The organism is Sphingopyxis microcysteis, assembly GCF_012274265.1.
GTDB lineage: Bacteria > Pseudomonadota > Alphaproteobacteria > Sphingomonadales > Sphingomonadaceae > Sphingopyxis > Sphingopyxis microcysteis.
In genome coordinates, this window is record NZ_JAANYY010000002.1 from 660,858 (window position 1) to 682,708 (window position 21,851).

The 21,851-nt window shown below is 66.2% G+C and carries 18 protein-coding genes; 12 read left to right on the top strand and 6 right to left on the bottom strand.

All coding sequences use genetic code 11. The annotated features are described in order from the left end of the window. Positions 1 to 2 precede the first annotated feature (2 nt). The 4 genes from G9408_RS03195 to G9408_RS03210 all read left to right on the top strand — a co-directional run bounded on the left by G9408_RS03195 (position 3) and on the right by G9408_RS03210 (position 6,394). Positions 3 to 611 (top strand): hypothetical protein, encoded by a 609-nt coding sequence (locus G9408_RS03195; RefSeq protein ID WP_235957445.1) that lies wholly within the window; start codon positions 3 to 5, stop codon positions 609 to 611. After that, a complete protein-coding gene (locus tag G9408_RS03200) occupies positions 608 to 1,084 on the top strand; it encodes a glutathione peroxidase (protein ID WP_168452652.1) in 477 nt (158 codons plus the stop codon). The genes G9408_RS03195 and G9408_RS03200 overlap by 4 nt, the downstream gene beginning before the upstream one ends. Positions 1,085 to 1,227: 143 nt before the next feature. Next, positions 1,228 to 4,716: a DNA polymerase III subunit alpha gene (dnaE, locus tag G9408_RS03205; RefSeq protein WP_168452653.1), complete on the top strand. Its 3,489-nt coding sequence runs from the start codon at positions 1,228 to 1,230 to the stop codon at positions 4,714 to 4,716. 79 nt (positions 4,717 to 4,795) lie between these two features. Then, complete coding sequence (locus G9408_RS03210) at positions 4,796 to 6,394, top strand: long-chain fatty acid--CoA ligase (RefSeq protein WP_210423232.1); 1,599 nt, start codon at positions 4,796 to 4,798, stop codon at positions 6,392 to 6,394. Positions 6,395 to 6,518: 124 nt separating this feature from the next. On the opposite strand, the gene G9408_RS03215 is transcribed toward G9408_RS03210, so the two are convergent. The 4 genes from G9408_RS03215 to G9408_RS03230 form a co-directional block, all read right to left on the bottom strand. Further along, complete coding sequence (locus tag G9408_RS03215) at positions 6,519 to 7,607, bottom strand: PA0069 family radical SAM protein (RefSeq protein WP_408021860.1); 1,089 nt, start codon at positions 7,605 to 7,607, stop codon at positions 6,519 to 6,521. A 139-nt stretch (positions 7,608 to 7,746) separates the two neighbouring features. Further along, the gene (gene moaB / locus G9408_RS03220) at positions 7,747 to 8,271 is read right to left on the bottom strand and encodes a molybdenum cofactor biosynthesis protein B (protein WP_168452655.1); all 525 of its coding nucleotides are present in this window, start codon (positions 8,269 to 8,271) and stop codon (positions 7,747 to 7,749) included. Then, positions 8,261 to 9,994 carry a lytic transglycosylase domain-containing protein gene (locus tag G9408_RS03225; protein WP_235957446.1) on the bottom strand — a complete coding sequence of 578 codons (1,734 nt, stop codon included), beginning with the start codon at positions 9,992 to 9,994 and terminating at the stop codon, positions 8,261 to 8,263. Before G9408_RS03225 ends, moaB begins: the two co-directional genes overlap by 11 nt. Positions 9,995 to 10,030: 36 nt before the next feature. Then, positions 10,031 to 10,819 (bottom strand): uracil-DNA glycosylase family protein, encoded by a 789-nt coding sequence (locus G9408_RS03230; RefSeq protein ID WP_168452657.1) that lies wholly within the window; start codon positions 10,817 to 10,819, stop codon positions 10,031 to 10,033. A gap of 118 nt (positions 10,820 to 10,937) precedes the next feature. On the opposite strand from G9408_RS03230, the gene G9408_RS03235 reads away from it, so the two are divergent. The 8 genes from G9408_RS03235 to G9408_RS03270 all read left to right on the top strand — a co-directional run bounded on the left by G9408_RS03235 (position 10,938) and on the right by G9408_RS03270 (position 20,826). Then, a complete protein-coding gene (locus G9408_RS03235; protein WP_168452658.1) occupies positions 10,938 to 12,593 on the top strand; it encodes an electron transfer flavoprotein-ubiquinone oxidoreductase in 1,656 nt (551 codons plus the stop codon). 91 nt (positions 12,594 to 12,684) lie between these two features. After that, complete coding sequence (locus G9408_RS03240) at positions 12,685 to 14,247, top strand: tetratricopeptide repeat protein (RefSeq protein WP_328804369.1); 1,563 nt, start codon at positions 12,685 to 12,687, stop codon at positions 14,245 to 14,247. After that, the gene (locus G9408_RS03245) at positions 14,244 to 15,095 is read left to right on the top strand and encodes a 4-(cytidine 5'-diphospho)-2-C-methyl-D-erythritol kinase (RefSeq protein ID WP_168452659.1); all 852 of its coding nucleotides are present in this window, start codon (positions 14,244 to 14,246) and stop codon (positions 15,093 to 15,095) included. The genes G9408_RS03240 and G9408_RS03245 overlap by 4 nt, the downstream gene beginning before the upstream one ends. After that, positions 15,092 to 15,823 (top strand): N-formylglutamate amidohydrolase, encoded by a 732-nt coding sequence (locus G9408_RS03250; RefSeq protein ID WP_168452660.1) that lies wholly within the window; start codon positions 15,092 to 15,094, stop codon positions 15,821 to 15,823. The genes G9408_RS03245 and G9408_RS03250 overlap by 4 nt, the downstream gene beginning before the upstream one ends. A 59-nt stretch (positions 15,824 to 15,882) precedes the next feature. Continuing rightward, positions 15,883 to 17,739: a dihydroxy-acid dehydratase gene (ilvD, locus tag G9408_RS03255; RefSeq protein WP_168452661.1), complete on the top strand. Its 1,857-nt coding sequence runs from the start codon at positions 15,883 to 15,885 to the stop codon at positions 17,737 to 17,739. A gap of 17 nt (positions 17,740 to 17,756) precedes the next feature. Next, entirely contained in the window at positions 17,757 to 18,125 is a 369-nt protein-coding gene (locus G9408_RS03260; RefSeq protein WP_235957447.1) for a hypothetical protein, read from the top strand. 147 nt (positions 18,126 to 18,272) lie between these two features. Then, positions 18,273 to 19,625: an NAD(P)H-hydrate dehydratase gene (locus tag G9408_RS03265; RefSeq protein WP_168452663.1), complete on the top strand. Its 1,353-nt coding sequence runs from the start codon at positions 18,273 to 18,275 to the stop codon at positions 19,623 to 19,625. Position 19,626: 1 nt separating this feature from the next. Then, positions 19,627 to 20,826 carry a class I SAM-dependent RNA methyltransferase gene (locus tag G9408_RS03270; protein ID WP_168452664.1) on the top strand — a complete coding sequence of 400 codons (1,200 nt, stop codon included), beginning with the start codon at positions 19,627 to 19,629 and terminating at the stop codon, positions 20,824 to 20,826. 89 nt (positions 20,827 to 20,915) lie between these two features. Here G9408_RS03270 and G9408_RS03275 read toward each other — a convergent pair whose 3' ends face one another. Continuing rightward, a complete protein-coding gene (locus tag G9408_RS03275; RefSeq protein ID WP_168452665.1) occupies positions 20,916 to 21,350 on the bottom strand; it encodes an MAPEG family protein in 435 nt (144 codons plus the stop codon). Between the two features lie 13 nt (positions 21,351 to 21,363). Then, positions 21,364 to 21,795: an MAPEG family protein gene (locus G9408_RS03280; RefSeq protein WP_120216524.1), complete on the bottom strand. Its 432-nt coding sequence runs from the start codon at positions 21,793 to 21,795 to the stop codon at positions 21,364 to 21,366. Positions 21,796 to 21,851 lie beyond the last annotated feature (56 nt).

Sequence of the window (21,851 nt, forward strand, 5' to 3'; positions counted from 1 at the left end):
GCATGATGCAATACAGGCCATTGCTGCTGATCGCGCTGTCGCTGGCGGCGATGCTGCCGGTCGCGGGGGCGCAATCGCCGCCGCCACCGCCCCCTCCGGCGCCCGCTCCGCCGCCGCCACCGCCCCCGGTCGCCGTGCCGCCCGCGCCGCCGGCCTGCGCGACCGCCGATCATCGCGCCTTTGATTTCTGGGTCGGCGAATGGGACGTCTTTGCCAATGGCAGCGCGACGCAGGTCGCGACGAGCAGCATCGAGGCAATGTTCGCGGGCTGTGCGATCCGCGAGACATGGAAACCGCGGACGGGCGGGGGAGGCGGATCGTTCAGCCATTATGACGCCGAACGGCGCCACTGGCGGCAGGCATGGGTCGACAGCAGCGGCGCGCGCGTCGATTTCGACGGCGGCCCGGCGAACGGCAAGATGGTGCTGACGGGTCATTGGGCGAATGTCGTCGCGCGGGGAAAGGATGGCCTGATCCGCATGACCTATAGCAAGGAGGCGGGCGGGGCGGTGCGCCAGCACGGCGAGCAATCGACCGACCATGGGCTGACATGGACGACCAGCTTCGATTTTATCTACAAACCGCAGAAGGCGGGGGAGAAAAGACCATGAGCCTTTATGATTTTTCGGCGCCGCTGCCCGGTGGGGCAAGCCAGTCGATGGCGGACTATCGCGGCAAGGTGCTGCTGATCGTCAACACCGCGTCGAAGTGCGGGTTTACGCCGCAATATGAAGGGCTGGAGGAGTTGTACCGCGATTACAAGGATCGCGGGTTCGAGGTGCTGGCCTTTCCGTGCAACCAGTTCGGGGCGCAGGAACCGGGCGACGCGGCGGAGATCGCCAATTTCTGTTCGCTGACCTATGACGTCAGTTTTCCGGTGATGGCCAAGATCGAGGTCAATGGCGATGATGCCGACCCGATTTTCAAGCATTTGAAGAAGGAAAAGACCGGGCTGCTGGGCAGCGCGATCAAATGGAATTTCACCAAGTTCCTGGTCGATCGCGATGGCAAGGTGGTGTCGCGGCATGCGCCGACGACCAAACCTGAGCAGCTGCGGAAAGAGATTGAGGAATTGCTGGGGTAACCCTCAAACGCATCGTCATTGCGAGCGAAGCGAAGCAATCCAGAGTGTGCGTAGACAGCTCTGGATTGCTTCGCTTCGCTCGCAATGACGATTTTGTGAATGGGTTGTGGTCGAATCAATAGCGCCGCGTTAGCGTCACCGCCATGGCCTACAGCCCCTTCGTTCCCCTGCGCGTCTTTTCCAGCTTCACGATGCTCGAAGGGGCGATCGAGCCCAAGTCGATCGCCAAGGCCGCGCGCGAGCGGGGGTTTCCGGCGATCGCGATCTGCGACCGCAACGGGCTGTACGGCGCGATGGCGTTCGGCGAGGCGTGCAAGGCGGCGGGGGTGCAGCCGATCGTCGGTGCGATGCTCAGCGTCGCACGGCCGGGGCAGCGGCTGGCGAATGGGGCGCCGCTGATCGACTGGCTGGCGCTGTTTGCGCAGGACGAAGCGGGTTACAATAATCTGTGCGCGCTCGTGTCCGCGGCGCACCTTGGGCGTCCGGTCGAGCAGGAACCGCATGTCACGCTGTCCGACGTGGCGGGCAAGACCGACGGCCTCATCTGCCTGACCGGCGGCGGCGAAGGCGCACTCGCGCGCTTGCTGGCGGGCGAGCAGCAAAGCGCCGCCGAGGATTATGTCGAGCAGTTGGAAGCACTGTTCGGCGGGCGGCTCTACATCGAATTGTCGCGGCGGAACGATGCGACCGAGATGGCCGCCGAAAACGCGCTGATCGATCTCGCCTATGCGCGCGCGTTGCCGCTGGCCGCGACCAATCCGGCGAATTTCGTCGAGCCGCAGTTCCACGCCGCACACGACGCGATGCTGTGCATCGCGCAATCGGCCTATGTCGAAAGCGAAGACCGGCGGGTGTCGAGCCCCGAGGCGTGGCTGAAGCCCGCCGAGGCGATGGAAGATGCGTTTTCGGACCTGCCCGAGGCGATCCGCAACACGCTGGTGATCGCGCAACGCTGCGCCTTCATGGCGCCGAAGCGCGCGCCGATCTTGCCCAGCCTGGCGGGTGACCGCGAGGGCGAGGCCGCCCAGCTGGCGCAGGATGCGCGGGCGGGGCTGGAGGCGCGGCTGGCGCTTTATGACGATCTGACCGACGAGCAGCGGCAAGCCTATATCGAACGGCTCGATTTCGAGGTCGGGGTGATCGTCCAGATGGGCTTTCCCGGCTATTTCCTGATCGTTGCCGACTTCATCAAATGGGCGAAGGCGCACGATATTCCGGTGGGGCCGGGCCGCGGGTCGGGTGCGGGTAGCGTCGTTGCGTGGGCGCTGACCATTACCGACCTCGATCCCCTGAAGCTTGGTCTGCTGTTCGAACGCTTCCTCAACCCCGAGCGCGTGTCGATGCCCGACTTCGACATCGACTTTTGCGAAACGCGGCGCGGCGAAGTCATTCGTTACGTGCAGGAAAAATACGGCCGCGATACCGTCGCGCAGATCATCACCTTTGGTAAGCTGAAGGCGCGCGCGGTGCTGAAGGACACCGGGCGCGTGCTCCAGATGAGTTATGGGCAGGTCGACCGGCTGGCGAAGCTGGTACCGAACCATCCGACCGACCCCTGGACGCTCGAACGCGCGCTGAACGGCGTTTCCGAGCTGATGACCGAATATAAGCAGGACGACGGGGTGCGCCGCCTGTTCGACATGGCGCGCCAGCTGGAAGGCCTGCCGCGGCACAGTTCGACCCACGCCGCGGGGGTGGTGATCGGCGACCGTCCGCTCGACCAGCTCGTCCCGCTCTATCGCGACCCGCGCTCGGACATGCCGGTGACGCAGTTCGACATGAAATATGTCGAGAGCGCCGGGCTGGTGAAGTTCGACTTTCTGGGCCTGAAAACGCTGTCGGTGCTGAAAGAAGCGCGGCGACTGTTGGCGCTGCGCGGGATCGACGTCGATCTCGACACGCTCGGCTGGGACGATCCGGCGGTTTACGAGCTGCTCCAACGCGGCGAGACGGTCGGGGTGTTCCAGCTGGAATCCGAAGGCATGCGGCGCACGCTGTCGGCGGTGAAACCGACCAATTTCGGCGACATCATCGCGCTCGTCGCGCTCTATCGGCCCGGCCCGATGGACAATATCCCGCTGTTCGGCGCGCGCAAGAATGGGCGCGAGCCGATCGCCTATCCGCATCCGCTGCTCGAGGGCATCCTCGCCGAAACCTATGGCATCTTCGTCTATCAGGAACAGGTGATGCAGGCGGCGCAGATCCTCGCCGGCTACAGCCTCGGCGGCGCCGACCTTTTGCGCCGCGCGATGGGCAAGAAGGTGCAGGCGGAGATGGACGCGCAGCGCGACACCTTTGTCAAGGGGTGCGGCGAGCATAACCAGATCGATGCCAAGGCGGCGAACGAGCTGTTCGATTTGATCGACAAGTTCGCCGGCTATGGTTTCAACAAGAGCCATGCTGCGGCTTATGCGCTGCTGTCCTATCAGACGGCCTGGCTGAAGGCGCATTATCCGCACGAATTCTTTGCGGCCTCGATGTCGTTCGACAGCCACCAGACCGATAAATTGTCGATCTTCATCGACGACATGCGGCGGCTGGGGGTCGCGGTGGCACCGCCGTCGATCAACGACAGCGAAGCCGATTTCTCGGTCGGGCAAAGCGACGACGGGCTGGCGGTGCGGTACGCGCTCGGCGCGCTGAAGGGCGTCGGCGAACGCGCGATGGAGGCCTTGGTCGCCGAACGGCGCGCGCGCGGCGATTTTGCGAGCCTCGACGATTTCGCGAACCGGATCGATCCCAAGCTGCTCAACCGGCGCCAGATCGAGGCGCTGGCGGGGGCGGGGGCGTTCGACGGGATCGAGCCTAATCGCCCGCGCGCCTATGCCGGCGCCGAAAGCCTGCTCGCCTGCGCGAACAGTTCGGCGCATGAGCGCTCGACCGGGCAGGGCGGGCTATTCGGCGGCGACATCGACGTTGCGCCGGTGCTGCAACTGCCCGCTGCCGAACCATGGACGCTGGCAGAACGGATGACGCGCGAGAAGGAGGCGTTCGGCTTTTACTTCTCGTCGCACCCGGTCGAGCAATATGAGGCGATCGTCGCGGCGCGCGGGGCGCGAACCTATGGCGATATTTGCGCCAATGTCGAAATGACGCCGGGTACACGCCTGCCGATGGTGATGGCGGGCATGGTCGAAAACGCCAAGGCGCGGGTGTCGCAGCGCGGCAACCGCTTCCTGAACCTGACCTTGTCCGACCGCAGCGGGCAGTTCCAGTCGAGCTGTTTCGACGAGCAGACGTGCAAGCTCCTCGAAACGCTGGCGGTCGATGGCGGCTGTGCGATTCTGTCGGTCGAGCTCGACCTGCTGGAAGGCGAGGAGACGCCGCGCGTCACGGTGCGCGGGGCGCAGCCGCTGGCGGAAATTGCGGCGACCGCGGCGCTCGAGCTGACGTGCCGCGTGTCGATGCCCGAGGCGATTGCCGAGATGGCGCGGCTGCTCGAAAAACGCGACGATGCGCGCGGGCGCGTGATCGTGATGACCGAAGATCCGGCGACCGGCGACGACATCCGGATCAACCTCGGCCGCGGCTTTGCGCTTGGTCCCGATCTGGTCGCGCGGTTCGAGACGATCGCGGGGATCAGCGAAAGCACGCTGTCGCTGGTCACGCCGCGCGATTTCCGGATGCGCTAATCCCGGTTCACGCTTGCGTAAAGCGGCGTCCTCGCCTTATTCCTTGAGGAAACAAGAGAGGAATGCCGAGATGTACGGAATGCAGAGCCAGCCGCTGCTGGTCACCAGCCTGATCGACCATGCCGCGCGCGAACATGCGGGGCGCGAAATCGTGTCGCGTTGGGCCGACGGCAGCGTGACGCGATCGAACTGGGGCGAGGTGGGGGTCGACGCACGGCGCTTTGCCGCGGCGATGACCCGGCTGGGCATGAAGAAGGGTGACCGCATCGCAACGCTGGCGATGAACCATGGCCATCATCTGGTCAGCTGGTACGGCAGCGCGGGCATGGGCGGGGTGCTGCACACGGTCAACCCGCGGCTGTTCGACGAGCAGCTGGTCTATATCATCAACCATGCCGAGGACCGCGTGCTGCTGTTCGACGCGATGTTCCTCCCGATCGTCGAGCGGCTGCGCAGCCAGTTGCCGACGGTTGAACATTTCATCCTGTTCGATGCGCCCGCGCAGGGGGATTACAAATCGTACCGCGACCTGATCGACGCCGAGGACGGCAGCTTTCAGTGGGTGGCGCTCGACGAGCGCGATCCGGTCGGGCTGTGCTACACCAGCGGCACGACGGGCAACCCCAAGGGCGTCTTGTACGAGCATCGCTCGAACGTCATCCACGCGATCACCGAGATCCAGCCCGACGTGTTCGACATGTCGAACCGCAGCGTCATCCTGCCGATCGTCCCGATGTTCCATGCCAATAGCTGGGGCATTCCCTTTGCCGCGGCGACGGTGGGCGCCAAGCTAGTCTTTTCGGCGACCAACGATGCGGCGGTGCTGTGCGACCTGATGCACGGCGAGGGCGTGACGCACAGCGCCGGGGTGCCGACGGTGTGGATTGCGATGTTCGCGCATATGGACGCGACGGGGATCGATTATGGCAAGCTGCACCGCGTCATCATCGGCGGATCGGCGTGCCCGCGCGCGATGATCGAGCGCTTCATGAAGGCGGGGATCGACGTCGGTCATGCCTGGGGGATGACCGAAACAAGCCCGATCGGGACGATGGGCAAGCGCCCGTGGAACTGGGACGAGATGAGTTTCGACGAGCGCGTCGATGTCGTCGCGCGGCAGGGCTGTCCGCCGTTCGGGGTCGAGCTGCGCATCGTCGATGATGAAGACAATGAGCTGCCGCGTGACGGGGTGACGAGCGGGCGGCTGCAATGCCGCGGGCCGTGGATCATTCAGCGCTATTTCAAGGCCGATGCCGACGCCGCCGACGCCGACGGGTGGTTCGACACCGGCGACGTATCGGTGATCCACCCCGACGGCGTCATGCAGATCACCGACCGCGCGAAGGATGTCATCAAGTCGGGTGGCGAATGGATTTCGTCGATCGAACTGGAAAATGCCGCGATCGGCGCGCCGGGGGTGCAGGAGGCGGCGGCGGTCGGCGTCTATCATCCGAAGTGGGACGAGCGGCCGATCCTGCTGATCGTCAAAAAGCCGGGTGCCGAGACGAGCGAGGCGGCGATCGTCGATTACCTCAAGGACAAGGTCGCGAAATGGTGGCTGCCCGATGAGGTGGTGTTCGTCGACGAACTTCCGCATACGGCGACGGGCAAGATTTTGAAGCGGCAGATTCGGGACGATTACAAGGATTATAAGCTGAAGTCGCTGGCCGAGGCGTAATTCGCCTCACCCACAATCTTTCGTCATTGCGAGCGCAGCGAAGCAATCCAGAGCGGTTTACGCAGGCTCTGGATTGCTTCGCTGCGCTCGCAATGACGGACTGCCGATTGGGCGACGGTTTACTTCAGAACAACTCCATCTGCCCATCGCGCTCCGGTGGTCTGAACAGGTCGCTGCGTAGCGGCGGGAAGCGGCGGTCCAGGCCATGCTCGCGCGCGGCGCGTTTGACGCGGGTGCGGATGAGCTGCGCCCACACCCCTTGGCCCTTCATGCGGGTGAAGAACCCCGCGTCATTGTCGCGGCCGCCGCGGATGTCCTGCACCATGTGCATCACCTTGTCGGCGCGGTCGGGGTAGTGCGCGGCGAGCCAGGCGCGGAACAGCGGTGCGACTTCGTGCGGCAGGCGCATCAATATGTAGGAGGCGCGGATCGCGCCAGCTTCGGCGGCGGCGGCCATGATCGCCTCGATCTCGTGATCGGTGATCGCGGGGATGATCGGCGAGATGTTGACCTGTGTCGGTACCCCGGCGTCGATCAGTGCGCGGATCGCGGCGAGGCGGCGTTTGGGATGCGGCGCGCGGGGTTCGAGGGTGCGGGCGAGTACGGGATCGAGCGTCGTCACCGAAATCGCGACGCCGACCAGATTGTCGCGCGCCATGTCGGTGAGCAGGTCGATGTCGCGAAGCAGGCGGTCGGATTTGGTGGTGATGAGGAGCGGATGCTTGGTTTCGGCGAGCACCTCGATCACCGAACGGGTGATGCCCCATTCGCGCTCGATCGGCTGATAACCGTCGGTGTTGGTACCGATCGCGAGCGGGGTGGGCGTGTAGCCGCGCTTTGCCAGTTCGGCGCGCAGCAGTTTCGCTGCGTCGGGCTTGGCAAACAGGCGGCTTTCGAAATCGAGGCCGGGCGACAGGTCGTGAAAGGCGTGGGTCGGGCGCGCGTAGCAATAGATGCAGCCATGCTCGCAGCCGCGATAGGGGTTGATCGAGCGGTCGAAACCGATGTCGGGCGAGCTGTTGGGCGCGATGATCGTTTTGGGATGCTCGACGGTGACTGTGGTGCGCAGCGGCGGCGGCGCGCCATCGATCCGTTCGGCGGTGTCGAGCCAGTCGCCATCGGGCTCGCGATCGAGCGATCCGGTGCGTGTCGGGCGCGGGTTAGCGGGGGCGCCGCGGCCAGCGATCGGGGGGAGGGGTTTGGTGGGTTCCACTGACGCGCATTATCTGTTCAATGAGAACAAATAAAGAACATTCTGCTCTATGTCATCCCGGCGAAGGCAGGGGTCTCGACCTCGCAGAGTGACGCAACGGTGAGATCCCGGCCTTCGCCGGGATGACGAACGTAGAGGATTACTCGATCAGCCGCGGCATCAGGTCGACGAAGTTGCAGGGGCGGTTGCGGCTGTCGAGCTGGGTCGAGAGGATGCCTTCCCATGCGTCGGTGACCGCGCCGGTCGAGCCGGGGAGCGCGAAGATGTACGTGCCGCGGGCGACGATGGCGCAGGCGCGCGACTGGATCGTCGAGGTGCCGATCGTCTGGTAGCTGAGCCAGCGGAAGAGTTCGCCAAAGCCGGGAATGTCCTTGCCGTCGAGCCGGTGCAGCGCCTCCGGCGTCACGTCGCGACCGGTGAGTCCGGTGCCGCCGGTGGTGACGACGACATCGACCTGTGCGTCATCGATCCAATTGTGGAGGCGTGAGACGATCAGGTCGGCTTCGTCCTTGATGATCGCGCGCGCGGCGAGGATGTGTCCAGCGCCGGTGAGCAATTCCTCGAGCTTGTCGCCCGAGCGGTCTTCAGCGGCGCTGCGGCTGTCCGAAATCGTCAGCAGCGCGATCCGGACCGGTTTGAAGGTCAGGCTTTCGTCAATCGGCATTGGCCAGGCCGCCCGCCCAGGTCAGCCGGGTGCGATCCTTGCTGTCGGGGAAACGCGGCCATTTGCCCTGCGCCAGCGCGGCGCGGCTGACCGACGGTTTGCCCTGCTGCGCTTCGTACATCCAGTAATTGCGCAGCACGATGCCGACATAGCCGCGCGTTTCCCAATAGGGGATCGATTCCATATATAGCAGGGGGTCGCCATTATCGCGAATTTCGGACTGCCAGCGCGCGATCGGTGCGGGACCGGCGTTATACGCGGCGATCACCTTCGGCAGTTGCCCGCCCGTCGAGGCGTCGCGCGCGAGATATTGCAGATAGCTTTGCCCCATGTCCATGTTGACCGCGGGGATCGACAGGTCGCGCGTGTCGATGCTGTCGCCGCGCCAGCGCGCGACGTCGCGCGCGGTGCCCGGACGGACCTGCATCAGCCCCTTGGCGCCCGCCGGGCTGACCACGGCGCGCTGAAAACGCGATTCCTGCAGCGTGTGGGCAAAGACCAGCGCCGGATCGACCTTCCACCCGCCATTGGGTTCCCATTTGGGCTGCGGATAGCGCGCCTGTGCTGCCGGTTTGCGGCCCTGCGGGGTGTTGTGGGCGAGATAGAGCTGGGTTTCGGGCAGGCTGAGCGCCCCCGCCATGGCGAGCAGCTGGTCATGCTGGCGCGCGTCGCCGATCCGTGCCTGATGGCGCAGAATGGTGTCGGCATATTTATCCTCGCCGATTTCGGCGAGCGCCATCGCGACGCGGACATTGGGCAGGTTTTCGAGCGCGCGCCACGCGCTGCGGTCGGCGCGGACGAGTTCGCGCTGGTTGTTGGGGGCGATGCCGAGCGTTTCGACCGCGAGCATGCCGTAGAAGGTTTCTTCATTGGCGGCGGCGGCGCGCAGGCGCGATTGCACCGATGCGGGTTCGCCCGCCGCGATCGCCGCGCGCGCGGCCCAATAATAAGCGGCGGCGCGCAGCTCGCTGTCGGGCGCTTCGCGGGCGACCCGATCGAAGGCGGTTAGGGCCGTGCGATAGTCGTGGGTGCGCCACGCGGCGAGCCCCTGAACCCACGCCCCCTGCGTCGACCAGGCGCTGCGCCCGCCCGAACATTCCGCGGCGAGGCGGAGCGCGTTCGCATCGTCATTTTCGATATAATAGGACCAGGCAACTTTCTGGCGCCACTCGTCGCGGGCTTCGGGTGACAGCCGGTCGGCGACCGCATTGAGCAGGGCTTCGGCGCCTGCCGGATCGTCGTTCTTGATCCGGTCGGGAATGGTACGGGTCAGCGCGGCGGCGGCGGGGTCGTTGCTGACCGCGTCGGCGCCAAGACGGCGCGGCGCGCTACCGGCCCAGGCAAGGCGGGCCTGCAAGGGCAGCGCCGGCAGATCGGTGGCGCCGCGCTTGGTCGCCAGGCGGCCAAGCTGTTCGGCCTGTGGCAGGTGCGGCGAGCGCGACAGGATCGGCATGATGTCGGCGACTTCGGCGCGCGGGCTGTTCGCGGCGGTGAGCAGTTCGGCGCGCAGGAAGTCGGTGAGTGGGCCGTGCTCGGCACTATCGAGCAGTACCTTGGCGTCGGCCCAGCGCTGGCTGCGGATCGCGGTGAGCACCTGCGTGTAATGCTGCTTCTGCTTCGAAGTCAGAATGTCCGGCACGGTTTGCGGCGCCGCAACGACGTCGCGGCTGCTGGCATCGGCCGCCAGCGCGGGCGTTGCGGCAACGGCCGCGGCAAAAACCATGCTTGAGATCAAAGTTCTGGTCATCATTCTCATCTGTCAACGTCCCCGGTTGAACAGTTTCAGGCTGTCCCAGGCCGCTGCCTTTTGCGCGGGCCGGGCCAGGAGCATCGTCGGATGCGCCACCGCCACCGCCGCCACCTTGCCGCCGTCTTGGTTAATTTCGAGTAACTTGCCGCGCGTATCGGGCAATTCGCTAGCTGCCGCCATGCGGACGATGTCGCTGCCGATCAGCAGCAACCGTTCGGGCTTTGCCAGCCGCAGATGGTGCCATAGCAGCCGGTCGAGCTCTGCTGCGTCGCGGCTGTCGCAGCGCCCGCCCGCGGGACGGGTAACGGCAAGGCTGGCGACATAGGATTCGGCGCGCGTCGTACCGATCGCCGCGAGCATCGCGTCGAGCAGTTTTCCGGCCGCGCCGGAGAATAGCGCGCCGCTTTGCTGATCGTCGATTTCGGGCCAGGCGGTGAGCAGCATCAGCGCGGCGCCCGGCGCACCGATAGGCAGGACGCGGCGGGCGTCCCACTGACTGCCCGGCACATCGTCGCCGGTCGCCAGCCATTGCTGGAAATCGTCCCAGTCGTCCGGGAATATGACGGGCCCCTTGTTTTCAACGACTTCCGGAGCTTCGGGGCGCTGCAAAACTGCGGGTAGCGGGGGCAATTCGGGTTCAGCCGCGCGCAGCGCCTTTGGCTTGGCTGCCGCAGCGTCATTCGCCGGTGGCGCGACAAGCCAGCCTGCCGGTTCATCGCCGACAAGCGCATCGACGCCCGCCAGCGACCACCAGTCGCAAATGCTTTCCGCCAGCAACGCAGAGTTACGCCCACCCATGAAAATGTTTGAAACAGACAGTTGACGGGCGCGTCAATTGGCGGGCATCGCAATTCGTGACAGAATGAGCGCCCGACGCGATGAACGTCGGCGCGGGGACGGCAGAAAGGTATTTGCGGTGAGCGAACGGGAATCGATGCCCTATGACGTGGTCATCGTCGGCGCGGGGCCGGCGGGGCTTTCGGCGGCAATCCGCCTCAAGCAGCTTGCGAACGAAGCGGGCAGCGAATTGTCGGTCTGTATCCTGGAAAAAGGGTCCGAAGTCGGCGCGCACATCCTGTCGGGCGCGGTGATCGACCCCAAATCGCTCGACGAACTGTTGCCCGAATGGCGCGACATGGGCTGTCCGATGGCCGAGGTGCCGGTCAACGACAACCAGCATTGGGTGCTGACCAAGACCAAGAAGTTCAACCTGCCCGAGTTCATCTCGCCCGGCTTCATGCACAATCAGGGGACTTATACGGGCAGCCTGGGCAATCTTTGCCGCTGGCTGGCGGAGCAGGCCGAAGCGCTGGGGGTCGAAATCTTCCCTGGCTTTCCGGCCGCCGAGATCCTTTATAATGAGGATGGGTCGGTCAAGGGCGTCGCGACGGGCGACATGGGCATTGCGCGCGACGGCAGCCACAAGGGCGATTATGCGCCGGGGCTGGAGCTCCACGCCAAATATACCTTCTTTGGCGAAGGCGTGCGCGGCCACCTGACCAAGATGTTGAAGAAGCAATTCGCGCTCGACGCTGATTGCGAGCCGCAGGTCTATGGCCTGGGGGTCAAGGAATTGTGGGACATCGACCCCGAACTTCACGCGCCCGGGCGCGTGATCCACACGCAGGGCTGGCCGCTCGACGAAAATGCCAATGGCGGCGGTTTCCTCTATCATCAGGCGAACGGACAGGTCGCGCTGGGGTTCGTCACCTGGCTGAACTATCGCAACCCCCACATCTCGCCGTTCCAGGAAATGCAGAAGTGGAAGACGCATCCCGAGATCGCGAAAATCCTGAAGGGCGCCAAGCGCGTTTCTTATGGCGCGCGCGCGATCAGCGACGGCGGGTACCAGTCGGTGCCGAAGCTGGCGTTTCCGGGCGGCGCGCTGATCGGCGACAGCGCCGGCTTCCTCAACGTCCCGCGGATCAAGGGGACGCACACCGCGATGAAATCGGGGATGATGGCGGCCGACGCGGCGTTCGCCGCGGTGACCGCCGGACGCGGCAGCGATACGCTGGACGGCTATCAGGCCGCCTATGACGACAGCTGGGTCAAGAAAGAGCTGAGCGTCGTGCGAAACGTGTTGCCGCTGGTTGAAAAATGGGGCGACCTTGCCGGAACGATGTTGGCCGGGATCACGATGTGGCTCGAAACGCTGAAGATCAAAGTCCCATTCACGATGAAGCACCATCCGGATAACGAGAGCCTGTACCGCGCCGACATCATGCCGAAGCCGGATTATCCGAAGCCGGACGGCGTGCTGACCTTTGACCGCCTGTCGTCGGTGTTCATTTCGAACACCAATCATGAGGAGGACCAGCCGGTCCATTTGCAGTTGAAAGATCCGACGATCCCGGTGGCGTACAATTTGCCGCTGTATGACGAGCCCGCGCAGCGCTATTGCCCGGCGGGGGTCTATGAAATCGTCGGCGAGGAAGAGGGCGACCCGAAGTTCGTCATCAACGCGCAGAATTGCGTCCATTGCAAGACGTGCGACATCAAGGATCCGACCCAGAATATCAACTGGGTCACCCCCGAAGGCGGCGGAGGCCCAAATTACCCGAACATGTAAGATCGCGCGGGTTTTTCTGGCGGTCGGCGCGCTTGCCGCCGCGGCGCCTGCGCAGGCCGCCGACGAAGGCGGCGCGGCGCTGAACGCGCTGGTGCGGGCGAGGCTGGCCGAGGAGGGCGGCGAGCCCGCGGCGGCGCTGGCGGCGTTGACCGATGTCTCGAGCCTGGCGCCGGGCCTTCCCGGGGTGCGCGGGCGAATATTGGAACAGGCGATCGAAGCGGGCGACCTTGCCGCTGCCCGCACCGCAGCGTTGCAGCTGTGGACCGCGGGCGATCGCCGGTTCGATGCGCAGCTGGTGCTGCTGGTCGATGCGATGCGGCGGTCGGATTGGAAAGCTGCGCGCGATGCCATGGCGGGGCGCAGCGACAAGACGGGGGCCGATACGATCGCGCGGTTGATCCTGCCGACGGTCAACGCGTGGATCGATGTCGGCGCGCGCGAAAAACAGCCCGAACGGCATTTGCTGGACGTCAGCGGCCGATCGCGCCCCGAACCGGCGCTGACGTTGCAGGTCGCGCTGGTGCAGCTCGCAACCCGGCGCGCCGATGAAGCGGCGGCGCTGACCGACGAGATTGTCCTGACCGACCGGACGAGCCAGCTGGTTGGGTTGCGACTGGCCGCGACGCTCGACAAGGAGGGTGAGGGCGATGCCGCGCAGCGTTTGCGCGGACGGATCGCGCTGGCGGCGGGACAGCGCGAGGATCCGATGCTGTTGCTGCCCGATCAGGCGGTGACGACGCCGCGCGCCGGGGTGGCGCAGTGGCTGGGGCTGCTCGCCGACGGATTGGCGCGGGTTCCGAACGGCAACTCGAAACTGCCGTTGCTGTTCTCGCGCGCCGCCTTTTGGCTGAACGACGCCGATTGGGCGGTGCGCGCGACGCTGGTCGAGGCGCTCGATCGCAATGGGCAGCAGGGGGCAGCGGCGGCGCTGATCGATGGTGGGCGCGCGGACGTGCCGCCGGTGCTGGCAATGCGGCGCGCCGAATTGCTCGCCGATGGCGGCGACCTGACGGGGGCGGCCAAGCTGGCCGAAACGGCGGCGGCGGGTGATGCGCCGCGCAGCCTGCTGGTGCGGCTCGCGGATATTGCGCGGCGGTCGGAGGATCCGAAATCAGCAGCCCGCGCCTATGAACGGCTGGAGGCCGCGCTGGAGGATAGCGAAGGCGACCAGATATTGCGCGGCTCGTTGCTGATCGCGCGCGCCGAGCTGCATCTGCAGGCGGGTGAATGGGATGCCGCCGCGCCGCTGATGGAGCGCGCGGTCGCGCTGCGTCCGAATGATGCCGCGGTGCTCAATTTTGCGGGCTATTCGGCGCTTGAACGGCGCAAGGATGTCGAGCAATCGCTGGCGCGGATCGAGACAGCGTGGCGGCAGGAACCGCAGAACGCGAGCATCACCGACTCGCTCGGCTGGGCCTATTTCCTGACCGGGCGTACCGACGATGCGGTCGCGCTGCTCGAAAAGGCGCAAGCGGGCGAGCCCGCCAATGCGGTGATCGTCGAGCATCTGGGCGACGCTTACTGGCAGGCGGGGCGCAAGTTTCAGGCACGCTATACCTGGCGCGCGGCGGCTTTGCTCGCCGAGGCCGAGATGGCGACGCGGCTGGCCGCAAAACTGCGCGACGGGCTGACGCCGGCGACGACCGCGCCATGAGCGACATCATGATCGAAACCGGCTGGGCCAAGATCAACCTCGCGCTCCACGTCCGCGGGCGGCGGAGCGACGGCTATCATGACATCGAGACGCTGTTTGCCTTTGTCGATGGCGGCGACGCGATCGTTGCCGAGGTGGCGGACGCCGATCACCTGACGATCGAGGGCGAGTTTGCCGAGGGGCTTAGCGCGGGCGCCGACAATCTGGTGATGCAGGTGCTGGCGCTGCTGCGGGCGCGCCATGGTGCCGAGCGGGTCCCGTCGCTGGCAGTGACGCTGACCAAGAATTTGCCGGTCGCGGCGGGGATCGGCGGCGGCTCGGCCGATGCGGCGGCGATGGCGCGGCTGCTGCGGACGCATTTCCTGCCCGAACTGGGTGATGCGGCGCTGGCGCGGATCGTCAGCCCGCTCGGCGCCGACATTGCCGCCTGCGTCGCGAGTGCGACCTGTCTGGGCGTCGGCGTCGGCGAGGAATTGCGCGCGGTGCCTGAGCTGCGGTTGGGCGGCACGCCGGTGCTGCTGGTCAATCCGCGCCAGCCGGTCACGACCGGGCCGGTATTTGCGGCGTGGGACGGCATCGACCGCGGGGAATTGTTCGGCGATCCGGCGGGGCGGGCGCAGTTGCTGGCGGCGCGCAATGACTTGCAGCGTCCGGCGACCGCGCAATGTCCCGCGATTGCCGATGTGCTGCTCGAACTCGGCGCGTTGCGGCCCTGGCTTGCGCGGATGTCGGGATCGGGCGCGACCTGTTTTGCGCTGTTCGATGCACCGGCGGAACGCGATGCCGCAGCGGCGCGGCTTGCAGAGAGCCATCCGCACTGGTGGCAGCTGGCCGGGGCGCTGCGATGAGCGAGGCGTGGCGCCAGCTGGGAACACCGCGCGGCGGCGGCGTCCTGCTGATTGGCGATCATGCGTCGAACCATGTTCCCGATGACATCGACCTCGGCATCGATCCGGGACTGTTGAGCAATCATATCGCGATCGATATTGGAGTCGCCGAGGTGGCGGCCTTGCTGGTCGCGGGCGGCGCGGTCGATGCCGCAATCCTCGGCGGGGTGTCGCGGCTGGTGGTCGATTGCAACCGCGACGAGGAAGCCCCGGGGGTGCTGCCGATCGCGAGCGACGGGCATGCGGTGCCGGGCAATGCGCTCGACGATGCAGGCCGCGAGGCGCGGCTCGCGCGCTTTTTCCGGCCCTATCACGATCATATCGCGGCGACGATCGCGGCGCATCGACCGGCGATGATCCTGTCGCTGCACAGCTTTACGCCGGCCCTGTCGGCGCATCCCGATCAGGCGCGGCCATGGCATGTTGGGGTGCTCTACAACGAGGATGACCGGCTGGCGGGCGCGGCGATTGCGGCGCTGGAAGCGGAAGGGCTGATGGTTGGCGACCAGCTTCCCTATTCGGGCAAATTGCTCAATGCGACGATGAACCGTCATGCCGAGGGCAATGCCATTCCCTATGTCGGGATCGAGATGCGGCAGGATCTGGTCAGCGATGCGGCGGGGCAGGCGCTGTTTGCGCAGCGGCTTTCTCGCATGTGCAGCAAGCTTGCATTGTATCCGGGCGAATAGGCGTGTAGAGGCGCGTTTCTTCGCCAAATATTGAAATATAATTATCAGGACTGCTCAAAATGCCTTCATATCGTTCGCGCACCACGACCCACGGCCGCAACATGGCGGGCGCGCGCGGCCTGTGGCGCGCGACGGGGATGAAGGACAGCGATTTCGGCAAACCGATCATCGCGGTGGTCAACAGCTTCACCCAGTTCGTCCCCGGTCATGTCCATCTGAAAGACCTCGGCCAGATGGTCGCGCGCGAGATTGAGGCGGCGGGCGGGGTCGCCAAGGAATTCAATACGATCGCGGTCGATGACGGGATCGCGATGGGGCATGACGGGATGCTCTATTCGCTGCCCAGCCGCGACCTGATCGCCGACAGCGTCGAATATATGGTCAACGCGCATTGCGCCGACGCGATGGTGTGTATTTCGAACTGCGACAAGATCACCCCGGGCATGCTGATGGCGGCGCTGCGCATCAACATCCCCGTCGTTTTCGTATCGGGCGGGCCGATGGAGGCAGGCAAGGTCGTGCTGAAAGGCAAGGAGGTCGCGCTCGATCTGGTCGACGCGATGGTCGCCGCCGCCGACGAGAAATACAGCGATGCCGAGGTGGCCGAGATCGAAAAAGCGGCTTGTCCGACCTGCGGGTCGTGCTCGGGCATGTTCACCGCCAATTCGATGAACTGCCTGACCGAGGCGCTGGGGCTGTCGCTGCCCGGCAATGGCTCGACGCTTGCGACGCACGCCGACCGCAAGGAGCTGTTCCTGCGCGCCGGGCGGATCGTCGTCGAGATGTGTCGCCGCCATTATGAGGAAGACGACGACAGCGTTTTGCCGCGCAATATAGCGACGTTCGAGGCATTCGAAAATGCGATGAGTCTCGATATCGCGATGGGCGGATCGACCAATACCGTGCTCCACCTGCTCGCCGCAGCCTATGAGGCGGGGGTCGATTTCACGATGGCGGATATCGACCGGCTGTCGCGCCGCGTGCCGTGCCTGTCGAAGGTCGCACCCGCGAAGAGCGACGTCCATATGGAGGATGTCCACCGCGCCGGCGGGATCATGGCGATCCTGGGCCAGCTCGAGCGCGCGGGCTTGCTCCACGCGCATCTGCCGACGGTGCACAGCGCCACGATGGGCGATGCGCTGAACAAATGGGATATTTCGCGCACCAACGATCCCGCGGTGCAGAAATTCTTCATGGCGGCGCCGGGCGGGGTGCCGACGCAGACGGCGTTCAGTCAGGAACGGCGCTGGGACGCGCTCGACCTCGATCGCGAGGCCGGGGTGATCCGGTCGGCCGACCATGCTTTCAGTCAGGACGGCGGGCTCGCCGTGCTGTCGGGCAATCTGGCGGTCGACGGCTGTATCGTGAAGACCGCCGGGGTGGACGAGAGCATTCTGAAATTTTCAGGTCCAGCCAAGGTATTTGAAAGCCAGGACGCGGCAGTTGCGGGCATATTGACCGGGCAGGTGACGGCGGGCGACGTCGTCGTGATCCGTTACGAGGGGCCAAAGGGCGGACCGGGGATGCAGGAAATGCTCTATCCGACGAGTTACCTCAAATCGAAGGGGCTGGGCGCCGCGTGCGCGCTGGTCACCGATGGGCGCTTTTCGGGCGGCACATCGGGGCTGTCGATCGGCCATGCATCACCCGAAGCCGCCGAGGGCGGAACGATCGCACTGGTCGAGGACGGCGACCTGATCAACATCGACATCCCGTCGCGGACGATCACGCTGGCGGTAGCCGACAGCGTGCTGGCCGAACGGCGCGCGGCGATGGAAGCCAAGGGCGATGCCGCGTGGCAGCCCGCCAAACCGCGCCCGCGCAAGATTTCGGTCGCGCTTCAGGCCTATGCCGCGATGACCACCAGCGCCGCGCGCGGGGCGGTGCGCGACCTGTCGCAGCTGAAGGGCAGATAATGCGGATTGTTGGGGGCTTGACGGGGCTCTTGTTGCTGGCGGCGTGCGGCGGCGCCCCCGACAATGGCGATCTGGCCGAAGCCGAAGCGCGCGGGTCGCGCGAAGCGGCGGCGGAAGGGCGGATCGAATGCGCGCTGGAGGGCGCAAAGCTGTTCGATCGCACCTGTACCGTCGAAGAGATCAGTGGCGCGGACGGGACCGTACTGGTCGTCGGGCGGGCCAATGTCGGCTATCGCCGGTTGCAGATCGCTACCGATGGACGCGGCGTCGTGTCGGCGGACGGCGCCGAACCGGCGAAGGTGACGATCGTCGGCGACGGGGTGATCGAGGTGGCGATCGGCAGCGATCGGTACCGATTGCCCGCGAATACCGGCGGCGCGAAGTAGCCACAATCGTCATTGCGAGCGTAGCGAAGCAATCCAGGGTAGGCCTAATCCGCTCTGGATTGCTTCGCTGCGCTCGCAATGACGAATTGGGAGCGAGCGATTGCTTCCACCGAGACATTTTTGCTGGCCGTGATAATCTCCCCAACCATGTCCATCCCCGCCGACGCCCCGATCCTGACCAGCGCCGCGATGCGCGAGGCGGAGGCCGCCTGCGCAGTACAGGGGACGTCGCTCGCCGAACTGATGGAGCGCGCCGGGGCGGCGGTGGCCGACACCGCGTGGCGGATGGCAGCGGGCGCGCCGGTGCTGATCCTGTGCGGACCCGGCAATAATGGCGGTGACGGCTATGTGGCGGCGCGGTTGCTGGCGGCGCGCGGCGCGGCGGTGCGGGTTGCGGCCTTGACGGAGCCCGCGACGGATCTGGCAAAGGCGGCGCGCGGCGCGTGGAGCGGCCCGGTCGAACCGATCGATGGCAGGCTGGCGGCGGCGCCGGTGATTGTCGATGCGCTGTTCGGGGTCGGGCTGTCGCGGCCGCTGACCGACGATCTTGCGGCCGTGCTTCGCCGTTTCGCGGGGCAGCGTGTGCTGGCGGTCGATGTGCCGAGCGGCGTGGAGAGCGACGGAAACGCCGACTGGATGCCGCCGCTGCCCGCCGCCGTCACGCTGGCGCTGGGCGCGTTGAAGCCAGCCCATGTCCTCCTGCCCACGGCGCCCGCGTGCGGTCGGGTGCTGCTTGCACCGATCGGGATTTCCGCGCCGGCCGCGATGCGGACGCTGCCGAGGCCGAAGGTCGCACGCCCCGCTGCGGCGGCGCACAAGTTCGACCGGGGGATGGTGCTGGTTTTTGCGGGCCCGATGCCCGGCGCCGCCGGACTGGCGGCGGCGGCGGCGCTCCGCGCAGGGGCAGGCTATGTTGTGCTGGAGGGCAGCGAACGCGCGCCGTTCGCCGCGATCATCACCGAAAGCGACGCGCGGTTCGGCGAGCGGCTGAGCGATCCGCGCGTCGGGGCGGTCGTGATCGGACCGGGCTTTCCGGCGGGCGATGAACTGTTGTTCGATGTCGAAGCGGCACTCGATTCGGGCAAGCCGCTGGTGCTCGACGCGGCCGCGATCGCCGCGGCGTTGCCGCGCCTGTGCGAGACGCCGGGCAAAGCGATATTGACCCCGCACGAAGGCGAGTTTGCGCGTATCTTTCCCGAACTCTACGGCAGCAAGATCGACCGCGCGAAGGCCGCGGCGGTGCGCACGGGGGCGGTGGTCGTTTACAAGGGCGCCGATACGGTGATCGCGGCCCCCGATGGCCGGGTCGCTGCGGCGTGGCCGGGCAGCCCCTGGCTGGCGACAGCGGGGACCGGCGACGTCCTGGCGGGGGCGTGCGGGGCGATGCTGGCGAAAGGCGGCGACGCGTTTGACGCTGCGGTGGCGGCGGTGGGGTGGCATATCGCAAAGGCCGCGCGTATAGGCCGCGGCCTTGTCGCCGACGATCTGGTTAGGGAATGAAATGAGCAACAGCGCGCTGATCGAGCGCATCGCCGCGCGCGGCGATGGCGTGACCGGCGATGGCCGCCACGTTGCCGGTGCGGTGCCCGGCGACAGGGTACGCGACGACGGGATCATCATTCCGGGCCCGAACCGCGCCGAGCCGCCGTGCCGCCATTTCGGCAAATGCGGCGGGTGCGAGTTGCAACATGTTGCTGAAAGTGCGCTCGCCGATTTTGTGCACGACCGGGTGGTCGGGGCGCTGGCGGGGCAAGATGTGCCGGTTGGCGAGGTGTTGCCCGCGCAGCTGTCGGCGCCGCAGAGCCGCCGCCGCGCGGCGCTGACCGCGCTGCGCACCGGCAAGCAGGTCGCGATCGGGTTCAACGCGGCGCAGAGCAACCAGATCGTCGACATGCGCGAATGCCCGCTGCTGCTGCCCGAATTGTTCGCGCTGATCGCGCCGCTGCGCGACCTACTGGCGGACATAGCGCCGCCAAGGCGGCCGGTGAAGGTCAAGCTCCAGATGCTCGATCAGGGGGTCGAGTTGGTGCTGGAGGGCGTAAAGGCCGAGGGGCTGGACGCGGCGATGGCGCTGCAGGATTTTGCGGGCGCGCACGCGCTCGCGCGGCTGGCGGTCGATCAGGGATATGGGCTGGAAACGCTGTGGCAGCCCGAGCCGCCGACGGTTGTTTTCGGCGACGTGACGGTCGAAGTGCCGCCTTTCGCGTTTCTCCAGGCGACAACGGCCGGGCAGGCCGCGCTGGTCGACGCGGTGACGAGGGCGATTGGCGATGCCGGCGCGGTCGCCGATCTGTTCGCCGGGGTGGGGACATTCGCGCTCTCGATCCAGCAGGGCCGCAAAGTTTATGCCGCCGAGGGCGCGCGCGATGCGATTGCCGCGCTGATGGGCGCTGCCAACCGGGCGCGGGCGCTCGTCGCGACCGAGCATCGCGACCTGTTCCGTCGCCCGTTGATCCCGGCGGAATTGAACCGCTTTGGCGCGGTGATCCTCGACCCGCCGCGCGCGGGGGCGGAGGAGCAGGTGGTGCAGCTGGCGGCTGCGGACACGCCGGTGATCGCCTATGTCAGTTGTAACCCGGCGAGCTTCGCGCGCGACGCAAAGCTGCTGGTCGCGGACGGTTACACGCTCGATTGGGTGCAGCCGGTCGGGCAGTTCCGCTGGTCGACGCATGTCGAGCTGGCGGCGCGGTTTTCGAAGTAAACCGTCGCCCCCGCGGAGGCGGGGGCCGCCGTCGGCGTAGCGCAAGGCTGCCAGCGGCCCCCGCCTTCGCGGGGGCGACAGCCATCAACTCAATTCAGCACAAACCCCATAAACGCATGGACGCACAGCGCGAGCAGCGCGAGGCTGGCCAAGGCGAACACCAGGAAGCGCCACATCACGCGGTTGACCGTCACTTGGATCAGGCTGTGAACGATCCGCAAGACCACATAGGCCCAGGCGAGCTGGGCGTTGAGTCCGCCGCCCATGCCGCCGACCGCCAGCGCGATCGCGACCGCGTAGAACACCGTCGGCTGTTCCATCAGATGGTTGTAGTTGTGCGCCTTCCACTGCACTTCGGCAGGCAAGACATCGTCGAGCCCCCTGCCGGTCGTCCCCACCAGATTCTTCGCGTCGATCTTGGCGCGCTGCATGGCGGGAATGCGTGTCGCATACATCCACACCCACATGGTCATCGACCAAAGCGCGAGCGTGGCGACCGGCCCAAGAATGTCGTTCGTATCCATATATTGTCTCCCCTCAACCCAATGTGGCGATCACCGCCAGCAAAGCCAGCGCGATCAGACAGAAGGTCGCCAGCGCAAAGATCGCGAAGCGCACCGGGATCCGGTTGACCGTCGCCTGCCAGAGGCTGTGGACGATGCGCAGCACGACATAGGCCCATGCAAGCCCGCGCGTCAGATCGGTGCTGCCCCCCGACAGGTGCAGAAAGATGATCACGGCGTAGAACAGCGTCGGCTGTTCGAGCAGATGCGTATAATTGTGCGATTTCCAGTTGATCGTCGGCGGCAGCACATTTTCCAGGTCGACCCCGCGCCCGCCTGGCGGCGCGGCGCTGAGGTCGACGCCCGCTTTCGACATCGCCGAAAAACGGGTGACGGCGACCCAGCCGAGCATGATGAGTGTCCACAGCGCGAGGACCGCGCCGGGTGCCAGCAGATTTTCAGGCATTTTGTTCCCCCTCCCAGAATGGACGCGATGCTAGGGCGCGCGCGCCGCAATGCAAT

Coding starts and splice junctions, on each gene's coding strand:
- G9408_RS03195 (WP_235957445.1), top strand. CDS start 3: ATGATGCAATACAGGCCATTGCTGCTGATCGCGCTGTCGCTGGCGGCG.
- G9408_RS03200 (WP_168452652.1), top strand. CDS start 608: ATGAGCCTTTATGATTTTTCGGCGCCGCTGCCCGGTGGGGCAAGCCAG.
- dnaE (WP_168452653.1), top strand. CDS start 1,228: ATGGCCTACAGCCCCTTCGTTCCCCTGCGCGTCTTTTCCAGCTTCACG.
- G9408_RS03210 (WP_210423232.1), top strand. CDS start 4,796: ATGCAGAGCCAGCCGCTGCTGGTCACCAGCCTGATCGACCATGCCGCG.
- moaB (WP_168452655.1), bottom strand. CDS start 8,271: ATGCCGATTGACGAAAGCCTGACCTTCAAACCGGTCCGGATCGCGCTG.
- G9408_RS03225 (WP_235957446.1), bottom strand. CDS start 9,994: ATGGTTTTTGCCGCGGCCGTTGCCGCAACGCCCGCGCTGGCGGCCGAT.
- G9408_RS03230 (WP_168452657.1), bottom strand. CDS start 10,819: ATGGGTGGGCGTAACTCTGCGTTGCTGGCGGAAAGCATTTGCGACTGG.
- G9408_RS03245 (WP_168452659.1), top strand. CDS start 14,244: ATGAGCGACATCATGATCGAAACCGGCTGGGCCAAGATCAACCTCGCG.
- G9408_RS03250 (WP_168452660.1), top strand. CDS start 15,092: ATGAGCGAGGCGTGGCGCCAGCTGGGAACACCGCGCGGCGGCGGCGTC.
- ilvD (WP_168452661.1), top strand. CDS start 15,883: ATGCCTTCATATCGTTCGCGCACCACGACCCACGGCCGCAACATGGCG.
- G9408_RS03265 (WP_168452663.1), top strand. CDS start 18,273: ATGTCCATCCCCGCCGACGCCCCGATCCTGACCAGCGCCGCGATGCGC.
- G9408_RS03270 (WP_168452664.1), top strand. CDS start 19,627: ATGAGCAACAGCGCGCTGATCGAGCGCATCGCCGCGCGCGGCGATGGC.
- G9408_RS03275 (WP_168452665.1), bottom strand. CDS start 21,350: ATGGATACGAACGACATTCTTGGGCCGGTCGCCACGCTCGCGCTTTGG.
- G9408_RS03280 (WP_120216524.1), bottom strand. CDS start 21,795: ATGCCTGAAAATCTGCTGGCACCCGGCGCGGTCCTCGCGCTGTGGACA.